At 35.3% G+C, this 14,582-nt stretch carries 14 protein-coding genes and 2 tRNA genes; 2 read left to right on the top strand and 14 right to left on the bottom strand.

Going from position 1 to position 14,582, the window contains the following annotated elements:
• Nucleotides 1–489: 489 nt before the first annotated feature.
• From tig to RZN25_02730, 5 genes are all read right to left on the bottom strand, one after another.
• Nucleotides 490–1,779 (bottom strand): trigger factor, encoded by a 1,290-nt coding sequence (gene tig / locus RZN25_02750; GenBank protein ID MEQ6375749.1) that lies wholly within the window; start codon nucleotides 1,777–1,779, stop codon nucleotides 490–492.
• Between the two features lie 136 nt (nucleotides 1,780–1,915).
• Nucleotides 1,916–2,896, bottom strand: coding sequence for a DUF3196 family protein (locus tag RZN25_02745; GenBank protein MEQ6375748.1), 981 nt, complete (start codon nucleotides 2,894–2,896; stop codon nucleotides 1,916–1,918).
• A 614-nt stretch (nucleotides 2,897–3,510) separates the two neighbouring features.
• Complete coding sequence (locus RZN25_02740; GenBank protein MEQ6375747.1) at nucleotides 3,511–3,738, bottom strand: hypothetical protein; 228 nt, start codon at nucleotides 3,736–3,738, stop codon at nucleotides 3,511–3,513.
• A 122-nt stretch (nucleotides 3,739–3,860) separates the two neighbouring features.
• Complete coding sequence (locus RZN25_02735) at nucleotides 3,861–4,220, bottom strand: hypothetical protein (protein ID MEQ6375746.1); 360 nt, start codon at nucleotides 4,218–4,220, stop codon at nucleotides 3,861–3,863.
• Between the two features lie 59 nt (nucleotides 4,221–4,279).
• The gene (locus RZN25_02730; protein ID MEQ6375745.1) at nucleotides 4,280–4,897 is read right to left on the bottom strand and encodes a hypothetical protein; all 618 of its coding nucleotides are present in this window, start codon (nucleotides 4,895–4,897) and stop codon (nucleotides 4,280–4,282) included.
• A 186-nt stretch (nucleotides 4,898–5,083) separates the two neighbouring features.
• On the opposite strand from RZN25_02730, the gene RZN25_02725 reads away from it, so the two are divergent.
• Nucleotides 5,084–5,764, top strand: a complete 681-nt coding sequence (locus tag RZN25_02725) for a hypothetical protein (protein MEQ6375744.1) — start codon at nucleotides 5,084–5,086, stop codon at nucleotides 5,762–5,764.
• 69 nt (nucleotides 5,765–5,833) lie between these two features.
• Here the strand turns inward: RZN25_02725 and RZN25_02720 are convergent, their stop codons facing one another.
• Nucleotides 5,834–6,376, bottom strand: coding sequence for a helix-turn-helix domain-containing protein (locus RZN25_02720; protein MEQ6375743.1), 543 nt, complete (start codon nucleotides 6,374–6,376; stop codon nucleotides 5,834–5,836).
• Between the two features lie 675 nt (nucleotides 6,377–7,051).
• Nucleotides 7,052–7,633 (bottom strand): recombinase family protein, encoded by a 582-nt coding sequence (locus RZN25_02715; protein ID MEQ6375742.1) that lies wholly within the window; start codon nucleotides 7,631–7,633, stop codon nucleotides 7,052–7,054.
• Between the two features lie 300 nt (nucleotides 7,634–7,933).
• Between RZN25_02715 and RZN25_02710 the strand changes: the two genes are divergently transcribed.
• Entirely contained in the window at nucleotides 7,934–8,686 is a 753-nt protein-coding gene (locus RZN25_02710; protein MEQ6375741.1) for a DUF3888 domain-containing protein, read from the top strand.
• Nucleotides 8,687–8,792: 106 nt separating this feature from the next.
• Here RZN25_02710 and RZN25_02705 read toward each other — a convergent pair whose 3' ends face one another.
• The 7 genes from RZN25_02705 to RZN25_02675 form a co-directional block, all read right to left on the bottom strand.
• Nucleotides 8,793–9,806: a site-specific integrase gene (locus tag RZN25_02705; protein MEQ6375740.1), complete on the bottom strand. Its 1,014-nt coding sequence runs from the start codon at nucleotides 9,804–9,806 to the stop codon at nucleotides 8,793–8,795.
• 155 nt (nucleotides 9,807–9,961) lie between these two features.
• Nucleotides 9,962–10,038, bottom strand: a tRNA-Arg gene (locus RZN25_02700).
• A gap of 709 nt (nucleotides 10,039–10,747) precedes the next feature.
• Nucleotides 10,748–10,821: transfer RNA gene (locus RZN25_02695), tRNA-Gly, on the bottom strand.
• Between the two features lie 336 nt (nucleotides 10,822–11,157).
• On the bottom strand, nucleotides 11,158–11,670 hold the full coding sequence (locus tag RZN25_02690; protein ID MEQ6375739.1) for a metallophosphoesterase: 513 nt from the start codon (nucleotides 11,668–11,670) through the stop codon (nucleotides 11,158–11,160).
• Complete coding sequence (locus RZN25_02685; GenBank protein ID MEQ6375738.1) at nucleotides 11,667–12,269, bottom strand: XTP/dITP diphosphatase; 603 nt, start codon at nucleotides 12,267–12,269, stop codon at nucleotides 11,667–11,669. Before RZN25_02685 ends, RZN25_02690 begins: the two co-directional genes overlap by 4 nt.
• Nucleotides 12,270–12,283: 14 nt before the next feature.
• Nucleotides 12,284–13,024: a ribonuclease PH gene (rph, locus tag RZN25_02680; GenBank protein ID MEQ6375737.1), complete on the bottom strand. Its 741-nt coding sequence runs from the start codon at nucleotides 13,022–13,024 to the stop codon at nucleotides 12,284–12,286.
• A 469-nt stretch (nucleotides 13,025–13,493) separates the two neighbouring features.
• Nucleotides 13,494–14,570 carry a GerMN domain-containing protein gene (locus RZN25_02675; GenBank protein MEQ6375736.1) on the bottom strand — a complete coding sequence of 359 codons (1,077 nt, stop codon included), beginning with the start codon at nucleotides 14,568–14,570 and terminating at the stop codon, nucleotides 13,494–13,496.
• Nucleotides 14,571–14,582 lie beyond the last annotated feature (12 nt).

Here is a 14,582-nt window from a genome sequence, read left to right as displayed (position 1 = left end):
TAGGTCCATCTATAGGAAAGCTACCATGCAAACATTCCTCCGTATCATTCCTTACATCCCCTTGAGCTCATCATATCAAAATTCTAGATATTTCTAAAGTAATACCCCTTTTCATTATGTTCTTTACTTACCGTTCTTCTAATAGCACCTCGATAGATATGAAACCGACAGATAGGAGGAACTACCTTCTCTGTCGGAAGTTTCTTATATTATGGACATTTTATTCCTTTTCGTCAATCTATAAGGTTCTAATATTTATTTATTATATGTAATTATGGGATGTCTTCATTCCATTTTTGAGCACATCTTTATTTTACCACGGATGAATGATTGCATACTGTTTAGTTTTGACAATACTATGATTTATAAACGGAGATCATCATAAAAACTTGGCAAGCCCCAAGTTTAGTTGATGCATGGTTCCGTTCTATTGGTTATTCACTTTCCTTGTTAAAAAAACAAGGCACTAAAAAGCACCTTGTTTTTTATTTACGCTTTAGTTTTGCTTTCTTCTACTAAGAAATCAATAGCTTTTCTAAACTTAAGATCTTCTTTCACCGGATCTGTACTACCACCTAGCATTTTCACTAGATTATCTACGTCTGTTTGATACATACTAGTCATAATTTCAAGTTCTTTTTGAACATCTTCTTCAGATACTTCAAGGTTTTCTTGAACAGCAATAGCTTCTAAAACTAGGTTGGTTTTTACACGCTTCTCTGCATCATTCTTCATTTGTTCACGCAATGCATCTTGATCTGTTCCAGATAATTGATAGTACATATCAAGATTCATACCTTGCATTTGTAAACGTTGTTCGAATTCTTGCATCATGCGATCCAATTCAGCGTCTGCCATTGCATCAGGAATAGATACTTCAGCATTCTCAGAAGCCTGCTCAATGAGGGATTCACGCTTTTGTGTATCTGCTTCGCTCTTTTTATCCATTTCTAGACGCTCTTTTGTTTTCGTTTTTAATTCTTCAAGAGTTGTAACTTCTTCATCAACATCCTTCGCTAACTCATCATCAAGCTCAGGAAGCTCTTTTGATTTAATTTCATGGATTTTCACCTTGAATGTAGCTGCTTTGCCAGCAAGGTCCTCCGCATGGTAATCCTCTGGGAATGTCACTTCAACTTCAATCTCTTCTCCGGATTTCTTACCAACTAATTGGTCTTCAAATCCTGGGATAAACTGACCGGAACCAATCTCAAGAGAATAGTTTTCAGCTTGACCGCCTTCAAAAGCTTCACCATCAACAAAACCATCGAAATCCATTACTACTGTATCGCCATTTTCAACTTCTCCATCTTCTTTGATAACTAGTTCAGCTTGACGTTCTTGCATTTCCTTCAATTCAGCATCTAAATCCTCATCAGTAACCTCAGTACTTAATTCTTCCACTTCGAGTCCCTTATAATCACCAAGTATAACTTCTGGTTTTACCGTTACTGTAGCAGTGAAAATTAATGGTTTTCCCTTTTCAATTTGTTTAACATCTACTTCTGGGCGGTCAACTGGTTCGATTCCTGTTTCTTCAATGGCTTCCATATAAGATGTAGGTAAGATAATATCCAACGCATCCTGATACAAAGATTCAACACCGAAACGTGTTTCAAACATTCCACGAGGTATTTTTCCTTTACGGAATCCAGGAACTTGAATATCTTTAACTACTTTCTTGAACGCTTGGTCTAATGCACCATTAAACTTATCAGCATCAACTTCGACCGTTAGTAACCCTTCATTTCCTTCTAATTTTTCCCATTTTGCTGACATTAAAAATTCCCTCCAAGATCTATTATTCATTTGAATGTTTTTGTTTATTGTTACGGTCAACATTTCCGTACGCAAAATACAACCATTTTATTATACCACAAGTTACACAGCTTTCAACAATCTTCTACATCTATTCCTATTCGTCGATGATTGATAAATAAATTTTTTCCATTTGTTGAAGCAAACCAAAAAAATTATTTTCAGATTCAACATCCCTCGAAATTCCATCTCCATATAATGTACTTTTTGAATAGATGATGACAGCATCTATTAATTCCTGCACTTCACCCTCAATTGGTAGAAAAGGATAAACTACATACAAATACCTATATATGACCTTTTTACAAAAATCATAGAGAGTGGGGTCTTTCTGTTCCATAGATTCTAGTTGTTTAAAAATGGTCTTTACTTTCTGATTTTCAGCAAAAACACCTGAATGTGCAGGATTAATCGTTGTCGTATTCATGAATTTTTGAATAGTAAAATTTTGATCTATATAATCCTCACTTAACCAGTCCAACAGCCTTGTTTTTACAACAGGATGAATAGTAGGGTTCTCTAATATTGGTTTAATCTTTTCTTTAGGAGGATATAGATCATGATTTTTCATCCACTGTAGGATTCTCCAATGATGATGTGGATCTTCTGTTTGAAACGCCTGTGTAAATTCTTTTTCTCCTTTTTCTCGGTTCTGGTCTCTTTGCTGTAGGTTTAACTGTCTACTTGCCTCATACATTTGAAAGAGCTGTTGCCTTGTCGGGGTAGGAATATTTTTTTCCTTAAATATCTCTTCTAGCAAATCTAATAGTTCTGAATATTGTCCCATCTGAAACAAGATCATGATGTATATATGTAAATATTGATAGTATTGTTCTTCTTCCGCCTCTTTCATCAATCTAGAGCAGATCTCTAAAGCATCCTCGTGCTCACCCAACTCCGTTTTACATATTAAAACTCCCATTAGTAGATCATGGCTATCTATTCTAAAACTAAGCAATTGTTCAAAGCTTTCTAATGCATCTTTATAACGCTTTTCTTCTAAGGCTTTAAACCCTTCTTCCTCTAATGACTTTCTCCATTTAGGGAACAGAACGACATCTTCATCATGTTCGCTCATATTTCATCACTTCCCTTTCCTGTCATATAATGAACCATTTTGCCCTTATAACTGCAACTTAACTATAGTCATGTACCTTTTCGAGTCCATAGTATAATAGAGAAAATTACTGAGCACAAGTTTAAGGGTTCTGAGTCATCCCCCTTATGCTGATTTATATTCTCAGAGAATACAATATATAAGCTCCACGGGTTATCTGCTTATGATTACTATTTTTAGCCTTGGGGCTCAGCAAAATATGTTTCATCCAGTAATAAACTCTCTCCAATGATAGTTGTTAAAGCACCGAACATCATGAACTAAAAAAACTTCCGCTAATTGCGGAAGTTTACTATGTAATATGTATGGCGTCCCAGGAGAGATTCGAACTCCCGACCGACGGCTTAGAAGGGCGTTGCTCTATCCAGCTGAGCTACTGGGAGGAATCCTGTTCCTTATCAGCCAAACAACAGGCATATCAAAGGTTAACACAGATTAAATTTTCACTGTCTGTCTACAATGTATTTATAGTAGGGATTAGTACCATTCCCCAACAAAGTTCTATTACCTAGTAAAAGGATAACTTAGACATTATCAGTTATCAAGTACTTTATTTTCCCTACTATCTTTTATTGCTACTCTAACAGATGGATTTTCCCAGCACTCTTCAGAAAATTCTTATAGCCCTCACTGACAAAGTAATCCTCAAAATACTGTTCCCTTTGACTATCAGAAACTACCTCTAACTCTTTTACCTTTAGAACAAAGGTTAAATACATTTCAAAAAAAGTTATCTCTTCTTCCATCTCAGCAGGAAAAGCATTTCTAATTTCCTTACCTCTTTTAACAATGACTGTTTTCATTCCTTCCAACTCCTTAACTGTTTTATTAGTGTCATTTCCTTTCCACTTTTCCATTAGAGTGTATTTTCAAGCTGCAGACTTAGGAGTTAAAATAAACAGAGAGCCAAGCAAAGCCCAGCTCCTTAAAGTCTGCTTATTTTAAATAAATATATCTTTTCAAGTTCCTCTGGATGATGTTCCACCATATACATAGCAATGGCATAAGCCTCATAACTCTCTGTCTTTGCTGTCTGGTACTTTTTATTAAAACCTCTGATGATTCCCTTTATCATATTAATGGGTATTTTATTTTCTAATTGTTCTCTTATTTGCTTAGCATCTAACCTCTTTAAATGATGCAAATACAAGACTTTGCCAATTGTATAGCCACTCATTGATTCAGAATTTTGATTATATGAAATAAGCCTGTAAGCCCTTGGACTCCATGCCTCAGCTCTCTCTCCTGATACTCTCCAAACATTAAATTTGTAGTCTATGCTCATTTGCCTCTCCCTCTCAGTAAATAAAAAAGGCTGAGCAGTCTGCTCAACCCTTCCCATTATTATTTATAAATTCCTGATGACCTTAAATGGTTTACATATGGTCTAATTTCATATTCAAAATTAGTAAGCTCAGACATTAAATCTCTTTGTCCTAAGTGAGTACCTCTGTACTGCTTATTTTGGTCTGCAATGGTTACAATACCTATATCTAATAAGACTTGTCTTACTCCTCTGAATGAACCATTTAATGACTGAGCAAAAGCATCAATTGTCTCCTTATCTTTTGCTAAAGATGAAATGCTTGTATTTAAAACAAAATAGTTATCTACTGCTCTAAATAAGAAATGAGCTGATTTATGAATCTTAAAATACTCCTCAATTTTATTCTCAAGCTCAACCTTCATTGTCTTTACCTTTGCCTCAGTAACTGAGTTTGTAAGTTCAATTTCCTCTACAATTAATTTAATCTCCTGCTTAGCTAATTTAGCCTCCCCAATGTCTGTAATAATAGAAAGAACCTCCTGCTTAGCTTGTAGGTCTTGCTCCAAAGCTGATACATCCTTCTCCCCCTCTGCCAATTTATCCTCAATCTCATCAACAAATGTATATACTGCCTCTTTAGCAGTTTGTACCTCTTCAAGTTTAGCTGTCATCTCAATAATCATTTGTTCTTTCATTTAATTAACTCCTCCTCTGTAGTTATCAGGAAAACAGGTGATAAGCCCATTAACCATTTGCTACTAGATTAACTATGTCTATGTGGATTAAAGTAAGTAATTGTAAGTTCATGGGATTTGAATAAGTTATAGGTTTTATGGATAAAACAACCAACAAAGGAACACTAAATAGGGGTGTTAAACTAAATGAAAAGAAATATTATTCTTATACTGGCAGTTCTTATGGTAATTGTTCCTAATAATTCAATGGCAAGTATTGAAGGGTATGATATTGTTGCAAAATCAAACCAAGAAAATATAACTTTGTATGCCAAGGAAAGGGATGGGCTATTTCATGATTTCAAAATTGATTTCAAGGGAATAGTTTATAACAGACCTTTTTGGCTTAGTGTAGCAAATGCACCTTCTTATGCTCCACAAATTATTTATGAAGATATAAATAGGGATGAAAAGAAAGAACTTATTATCATTTTGACAAAGGGTTATGGCACTGGAGTTTTATGGGAAGAAGTTTATGTTTTTGATGCAGGTCACAATAGGTTTAGAGAGGTACTTGTAGATAATCCCATTGCAATAGTATTAAAAAATGTAAAGACTAAATTAACTACTAACAAGACAGAAATTACTATAGATGGGAAGAAAACTATAATTGATATAACCCCTTTAGAGATTAACCCTGAAAATTTATTTGATGATATAGCTTTTGGAGGAATTATTAGTTATGAAATAAAAAACAATCAGCTTATAGTCAGAGTTGGGGGGCAAATTTCACCTGCAGGTTTTGTTGGAGAAGTTGTTATTGTTTATGAATACCTTGACAAAATGTATCAAGCAAAATCAATTGAGTTTCAACCTGCAGATATTTGATTTCTAAAAGAAAAAAGGGAAACTCCTTAGTACAGAGGTTCCCTTAACCTTTTGGTAACACCCACATTGTTAGTCAATCTCAATAGCCTCTAAGTCTTCATACTCCCCATTAAGCTCATCATCTCCTGAGTAAACCTCATAATCTAGATAACAGTTAATTGGATGGTAAAGATAAAATTCCTGACCATCTCCTTTCTTTAGTTTAATAGCCTCCAATAGCTTTTTATTAAGATAAACATTGCTCAACAAAAACTTATGAATTACTGATCCCACTTGCTGTCTAGTAAGTCCAACTAACTTTCCAATGCTCTCCTGAGAAATCCAAGCATAGCCATCCTTATCAGTATGAGATGCAATAACAAGCAACACTTTTAATGCTGATGGATGTAGATTAGTTAAGCCACCCTGAGCTATAAAATCTTTATCCAATGATAGATAAACCTTTTTATCAATTTCATCAGTTTCAAAGTTGTAAGATTCTTTTACTGACAGATGAACAAATGGTACTTGTTCTATATCAGAGTTAGAAAGCCTTTCACCTAATAGACCTTTTCCCTCCTGAATAATTTCTTTTGGTATATTCTTTTTATCCTTTACTTTAACTGTACTCATTTATTAATCCCCTCTCAATGTTGTTAATATATTGTTGTTATTCATATTGATACAAAGTTGTATTTAATAGTTGTACTATCCATCCTTTACAACCTTTAAAATCTTTCTCTGCTTTCATGTCTTTCAGTTCTTTCAGTTCTTTAGTGTTAAGTAGACATTCCCCCTTAAAATGTTAGACAGTTAGAATTGAATGACTGCCCATAACTATAATTAGATGAGAAATGAAAACTGTGACATAAGATATTCCCTTTCCTCCAACCTGTATTTAGATGATTAAATTTTGCTGTGACAGGCTATACATTCTCACACTAAACAACCTGTTCACAAAACTATCATTAGATATCCAATACAGAACTGTGACTGCTTGTAGGGGAATTCCTTTTCAATTATGGATTAAATAAATAGGAGTAATGTTAGGGGAATGGAATGCCATACTTGAGAAGAAAATGAATAAAGTAAAAAAATTGAATAAGGCATGTTACAGGAGTGGTTAAGCTGGTCTTGGATTTTCTATATAGTAGGAATGTTGTTATATCAATGTTTCTAACCATGCAACATCCAAGAAATGCAGAGTATCTCAATTCATAAAAATATTTAAAGTTTGTATTTTCCACAGATCAGGGAAAAAGACCACTAAAAAAAGAAAAAAAATAAGAGCAATCACATTGGATGCTCTTAAATAATTCCCTTCTCTTTTGCTATATTGTACAGGGATGCTCTACTAATTTTAGTTATCTCACATATTTCTTTTACAGTCTTACCATTTGTTGCTCTGTTTGCAAACAGCTCTAAAGCATGGACTAGAGCAGGATTTTTATCTGTGTATTTCTTAGGCTTACCCTTGTACTTACCTTGAGTCTTAGCTACTGCAATGCCTTCTCTTTGTCTCTCAAGTATCATTTCTCTCTCCCACTCAGCTACAGAGAGCAGTATATTCCTCAGGAGCTTTGAGGTAGCTGTACCATCAAACAATCCCATATTTAGTACATGGAGCTTTATTCCCTTTTCTGCTAATTCATCTATAAGCTGTATGCCTTCCTTAACATTCCTAGCTATTCTATCTAACTTTGTTATTACAAGGGTATCTCCAACATCTAGAATACTCAGGAGAGATTGTAAGCCATCCCTTTTAGTATTTCTACCTGTAGCTTTATCTTTAAAAATCTCAGATACTCCAGCCTCTTTTAAAGCCTGTATCTGTACCTCAAGACTTTGCTCTGCTGTTGAAACTCTTGCATATCCATACTGTTTAGCCATATATGTATCCTCCTGATTTATGCAGATTATTAAATAGACATTTAAAATAGACACTAGAAACTCAGTATAATTCAGAGTAGTCATTTTGTCTAATTAAGGTAGAGTCTAAATAGACACTAGATGCCAAAAGGGGGGTACAGGGGGGACTAGGGGGTATTGAGGAGGGAGAGAAGGCTGTCAAAGATACCTACAGTAAAAATACTTTTCAATGTAAATAAATTCCAATTAGAGTAAATTTAATAGTTGCATTATGAATGGTAACAATAAAAACAATTAATTAATTGAGAGGAGCTAGACAAAGTGAGGAAGAAACATGTTTTAGTTATTTCAGTTATGTTATTTTTCTTTCTTATGCAACCTTATAAGATACAAGCAGCTCAAAATAGCTTAGATAATAAATTGCTAAATGATACATTGCTTACTGCACTTTCTCCACATATAAGTAAAGAGATAATAAATTATTATGGATACATGAAGCAATATGGTTTATATGATGTAGAAATACTGTCAATTAATAGGGAAAGTGAGGGAGGGTTTGGTTTTGAAGTTAAAGTTCTAGTTGAGACCTTTGAACATGCTCATAACCCTCCTTATGGAAAAGAAACAATAACCTTTCAAGTAACTCCTTCTGGTATAGAAACAATTAATTTTATTCATCAAGGAGACAAAGAGGAAAAAATAGTTGAAAAATTTTATCAGGATGCAATTACAGATATAAAAAACTCATTCAATCTAGACTTGAACACATATGAACAATATACCTATGACCAATTGTTTTATAAAGCAGAAGTACAAAAAGATTATAAGCCACTTTTAGACATTGTAGAAAACATAATAGTTAACATTCTAAATCCTGAAACTAAAGCACCATATAAAAATGTAATTGATCCAGTCACTTATATTAAAGATAACAAAGGATTTATACTCTTTAAAAGAGCAGATGGAACAAATGTAGTTTATACAGTGGAAAAGAAAGATGGTAAATGGCAGGTTATAGATAAGAAAACTAAGCAAGGGAAACAGATGAAAAAAGAATTAATTTGGTATATGTAACTTTTCATGGAGAACAAATCTAAACAAGTTGGCAGGGCATGATTGCTCTGTCTTTTGTATTTAATCACAAGAAAACCCCCTGCTTAAACAGCAGGAGGATACTTACTTATAAAAAATCCCTTAGATTATCTGCAACCTCATCCACATCTATATCTAAATATTGAGTTGTAACCCCTAGATTTGAATGTCCTAGAGCTTTGGAGATTAAAGCAAGATTTGCTCCTTTCTCTAACAGACTCTTTGCATAACCCCTTCTCAGAGCATGAGGATTAATATTGTGCAGATCATACTTTTTAGCATATTTGTTTAACTGTTTTGAGATTGCATTGTTGGTGGACTTGGTATTAAGGGAAGTACCTTTGCAAGTAATGAACAAATAAGAATTCTTTTCCCCATAATATGCTCTAATTTTATCATTTTGCTGTATTAGTATTTTTAACAAATGTATAAGTTCATCATCAACAGGTAATTTTAGAACCTTGTGGTTTTTCAAGATTGTGCCATCCATACAGAGCAATTTATTCTCAAAGTCAATATGTCTTTCTTGGAGTTGCCCTAGTGTGTTAATTCTTACTCCTGTCTTATAAAGAGTTAAAACTGCCACAGCATCTCTTAACCCAATAAAGGTATTCAAGTCTAACAAAGACAATAAAACCATTACATCATCTTTTTTAGCACCCTTTTTAACCTTCTTATCAACCTTAATGTTGATGCCATGCCAGAACTTTGAGCCAAACCATCCATTATTGAAACACTTTCCTAGTATTGCCTTAAGACATTTTAACCTTGTTAATTTAGTCTGATTTGATACTTGCATTGAATCAAGCCATAAATAAATAGTGTCTGTGGTAATTTCCTCAAGGTATTCTACATTTGTGATTTTTCTAAACTGTGTCATATACCTGATATAGTCAGTAATAGTTCTTTCTCTGTATCCACTTACTTTCATCTGCTGAATAATTATATCCATTACACTGTCTAAGTCTCTGCCATCTTTCTTAGTTGATGCTGTTCCTTTTGCTGTACCACCTAAGAGTTTTTCTTCTACAGCTGTTCCCTTTCCTTGATTAAAAAGGTTAATATCTGCATTTACATCAAAGATACCTTTTTTCTTAGTCATCCTAACTCCTCCATTACATTTAAGTTGGAGGTAGTAGAACTTTGCATAGATATTGTAGGGACAAAAAAAGAGATGCTCCCACAGTGTTCTAATCTGTGTTAGCATCCCTTATCTGTCAAAACCCCTGTCATATCAAGGGTTAAACTGTTATGTAATGGCGTCCCAGGAGAGATTCGAACTCCCGACCGACGGCTTAGAAGGCCGTTGCTCTATCCTGCTGAGCTACTGGGACATCTATAGTTAATTTGTTTATTCCTGTCCCTGCATCTTCTAGCTTATTCAAGATGATGGATGCTTCGGGACAACTTGTTGCTTATTCAGTGATGTTTTGCTTGTTGCTGAGCTACTGGGACATCTATAGTTAATTTGTTTATTCCTGTCCCTGCATCTTCTAGCTTATTCAAGATGATGGATGCTTCGGGACAACTTGTTGCTTATTCAGTGTTGTTTTGCTTGTTGCTGAGCTACTGGGACATCTATAGTTAATTTGTTTATTCCTGTCCCTGCATCTTCTAGCTTATTCAAGATGATGGATGCTTCGGGACAACTTGTTGCTTATTCAGTGTTGTTTTGCTTGTTGCTGAGCTACTGGGACATCTATAGTTAATTTGTTTATTCCTGTCCCTGCATCTTCTAGCTTATTCAAGATGATGGATGCTTCGGGACAACTTGTTGCTTATTCAGTGTTGTTTTGCTTGTTGCTGAGCTACTGGGACATCTATAGTTAATTTGTTTATTCCTGTCCCTGCATCTTCTAGCTTATTCAAGATGATGGATGCTTCGGGACAACTTGTTGCTTATTCAGTGTTGTTTTGCTTGTTGCTGAGCTACTGGGACATCTATAGTTAATTTGTTTATTCCTGTCCCTGCATCTTCTAGCTTATTCAAGATGATGGATGCTTTGGGACAACTTGTTGCTTTTTCAGTGTTGTTTTGCTTGTTGGAGCGGGTGATGGGAATCGAACCCACGACATCAGCTTGGAAGGCTGAGGTTTTACCACTAAACTACACCCGCATTTTATTAGTTATTTATTTTAAATTACTCACGCAATTTCAATGTCTTTGCATCTTCTAGCATATTCACTGATGATGGGTACTTCGGAGCAACTCGCAGCTAATTCATAAAAAGTAATCGCTCGTAACTACACCCGCATTTTATAATTAAGATCATCAATCTTCTTGGAGAGACAAAAATCATTATATAATTTATAGGATTCTTTGTCAACCTAAATTAAAAGAAGAAATTTCAACAGCATTATTATAATAAACTAATTTAAATAAACTTACAAGAAAAAAATCATAAAAATTCTTTATAAAAGGACTCCTTCTAACAAGAAGAAGTCCTAAATAGTTATAACTTATAAACTTCACTTAATCCCTCAATTAAATTACCTTCCAAATCCCTAAACTCAACATTCAGTTCCCTACCACTATTATCCCAGTATAATACTGAATATGATGCCGGGTACTTTCCTCTTGGAAGACGTACACTTCCCGGATTTAAAAATACTTTCCCATCAATCCACTCAGATCCAGCAATATGAGTATGACCAAAGCATATTAACTTAGCTTGCACCTCGTCTCCCCGATAGGACAATGCCAATGGACTAGATTTTATGTTAAACAGATGCCCATGGGTGACAAATAGCTTTAAACCGTCCACTTCTTCTATCACTTCATTGGGATAATTGGAGTCAAAGTCACAATTTCCTCTCACTTTAAGAAACCCTTCCATTTCCTTTGAACGAAAGTCTAATTCCGAATCTCCGCAATGAATCAAAAAATCGAAAGAATGACGTTTCTTTATCTTTTCAATTTCATTGGTTAAACCATGTGTATCACTCATAACTAAAAAACTTGTCATCTTCCTTCTCCCCTAGATTCAAACCATTGTGCCACCTTTTGTAGTGCACGGCTTCTATGACTGATCTTGTTCTTCTCTTCAGGAGTTAATTCAGCCATTGTTTTATTTAAATCTGGTAGATAAAAAACAGGATCATAACCAAATCCATGATCCCCTTTTTGCTCAAAGGCAATCATTCCTTCACAGGTCCCGCTTCTTAATAGAGTTTCTTCGTTAGGGAAACTAACAGCAATTACACACACAAACCTTGCTTGACGTTTTTCTGCGGGAACATCTTTTAATTCTTGTAGAAGCTTGTCTATGTTTTTTTGATCATCCTTTTCACTGCCAGCATACCGGGCAGAAAAAATTCCTGGTTCCCCATTTAGTGCATCAACCTCTAGGCCAGAATCATCTGCTAACGCTGGCAGTCCTGTATGTCTCATAATACCTTCCGCTTTAAGAGCTGCATTTTCTTCAAAAGATTTTCCTGTTTCTTCAATGTCTGGTAGACCTTCTATCTCTGAAATGCTTATCGCGTCTATACCAAAAGAAGTAAATAGAGACTTTAACTCTTTAATCTTGCCTTGGTTTTTAGTACCTAGTACTAGCTTATTCATTCACTTGCACCTTCTTAAATCATTTTCTCTTGAAGCTCTGAACCAAAAGCTTCCTTTTGTTTTTCAAAAAGTTCTTTTATTCCATTATTCGCTAGTTCTAACATTTCTTGAAGCTGTGTTTGGGAAAAAGTTGCCTCTTCACCTGTTCCCTGGATTTCAACAAATTCTCCACTTCCCGTCATTACAATATTCATATCTACGTTGGCTTGACTATCTTCTTCATAACATAGATCAACAACAGCCGTTCCTTCTGATAAAATTCCTACAGAAACAGCTGCAAGATAATCCTTTATTGGCCATTCAGAAATAGTCCCATCCTCTAGCTTTTTAGCAGCAGCAAGAACCAAGGCAACAAAGGCCCCTGTTATAGATGCAGTTCTAGTCCCGCCATCTGCTTGGATCACATCACAATCAATCCAGATTGTTCTTTCCCCTAACTTTTCAAGATCAACGACAGACCTTAATGCTCTTCCAATTAAACGCTGTATCTCCATCGTTCTTCCTGAAACTTTTCCTTTGGATGATTCGCGTATATTCCTCGTTTCAGTAGCTCTAGGTAGCATAGAGTATTCAGCAGTGACCCATCCTTTTCCACCACCTCTTAAAAATGGTGGAACCCGCTCTTCAATAGTGGCATTACAAATTACTTTTGTGTCTCCCATATGTATGAGTACAGAGCCTTCTGGATGCTTTAAATAATGAGTTTCTATATGGACATTTCTAATATCATGAACAAAACGGCCATCACTTCGCATATGTATTTTCCTCCTTCAAACGTCTAAATCTATGAATTACTTTTATCACTACACATAACTTACCAAAAAAAAGAACGAATTTCCAATTGTATTATGTTAACCACGTTTAAAAAATTAATTTTGGTCACCAACTAAGCATTTCCAACGAAAAAATAAGTAAAGCGCAAGCGCCCTTCGAAACAAGAAAAGCACTTGTTTCTACGAAGTAAATTCTCAGAAGTATTTCTTGTGGCCATCGAAGTAAGGAGGTGGCCTGAAATCGTGAACAAGGATCGTCGGCTGAAATTTCCACATCGTCCGCTTTCGTTAGCTTGACCTACATCCTCGAAAAGTTATGCCTTTTTCTCTCGGAACAAAAACTGAGAAAATGACTCAATAAAACTTTTCCGCTGAAGCTAGACAGATTTTATGCTTTCATGCAATTTAAAAAAGAAGACAGCTCAATGAACTGTCTTCTGAAGAATAGGATTTAATAACTCCCTGTATTGATCATCACTGGTCTTGTTACAGGCTTAGAAAGATCGACACCATCAGCAAACTCCGTGCTTTCCATATTTTCCACTTCAATTTGAACACCTTCTACACCTGGTTGTTCAGTCAAGGAAAGAACAAGAGTTTCTACGACTTCTTCCGCAATCGAAGGTTCATCATAAAGATTTAAAATGGATTCATTGAAAGTTAATCCAACAATACCATCGTTGTATGATGGTTCCTCAACAAGCTTAACTCCATCATTAAAGACATTTAGTAATGGTAAGTTTAATCCAGGCCCTGCAATTAATTTTTCTACGATGGAAGCATAGATGTTTTCTTTCTCTTCTACATGTGTGGTCACTGGTACGTAATACATGGAAGCCCCATTTTGAGCTGGATAATAAACAGTCACTGCTTCACTACCCACTAAATTTGTAACATCCTCTGAATGGATGTTAATTCCACTAGTTTTTGAAAGTCCTTTTGAAATTGGTGTATTATTTACCGGCATTGCTTCAAGATCATATCCATTAATCTGAAGTTTGACTTGTTTGACAGTGTCAAACTGCGTAAGAGTATGAGTTACCGCCTGTAGAATTGCCAGTTCGTCTTCTGCACGATACTCACCAAATTCATTAGAAAAATCTACGACTAGAGTTCCATCTTCTTTTAAATTCACGCCGTTAATTTCAGTTCCAGCTGGCAGCACCGCTTCAAATCCATTTGGTAATAAGGCGGTGACAGGTCCACCTTTCACCAAATATTCTAAAGATTGCTTTGCTACAGCTTTAGATTCGTCTAATGGAAGGGGAAGGGATTGAGGTACTACCAATCCGTTTGAATCAATTAAATAGAGGGTTCTCATCACGTCATTTAATGACTCTCCCTCCACATCACCGTCATTGTCCCCTGTATTATTATTGTTGTTTTCTGTATCTTCAGCACCATTGTTCACATTTCCTTGAGGTGGATCCATGTTTTCCAATCCTTCTTCCCCCTCAAATCCACACCCGGTCAATAAGAGTAAGCTTAAGACCAAGCTCGCGAATCCAATCCATATCTTTTTTTGCATTTCTTTCCCTCC

The organism is Bacillaceae bacterium S4-13-56 (assembly GCA_040191315.1).
Classification (GTDB): domain Bacteria; phylum Bacillota; class Bacilli; order Bacillales; family JAWJLM01; genus JAWJLM01.
The sequence above is the reverse complement of the archived record's forward strand: the minus strand, read 5'-3'. Positions and strand labels throughout refer to the sequence as shown.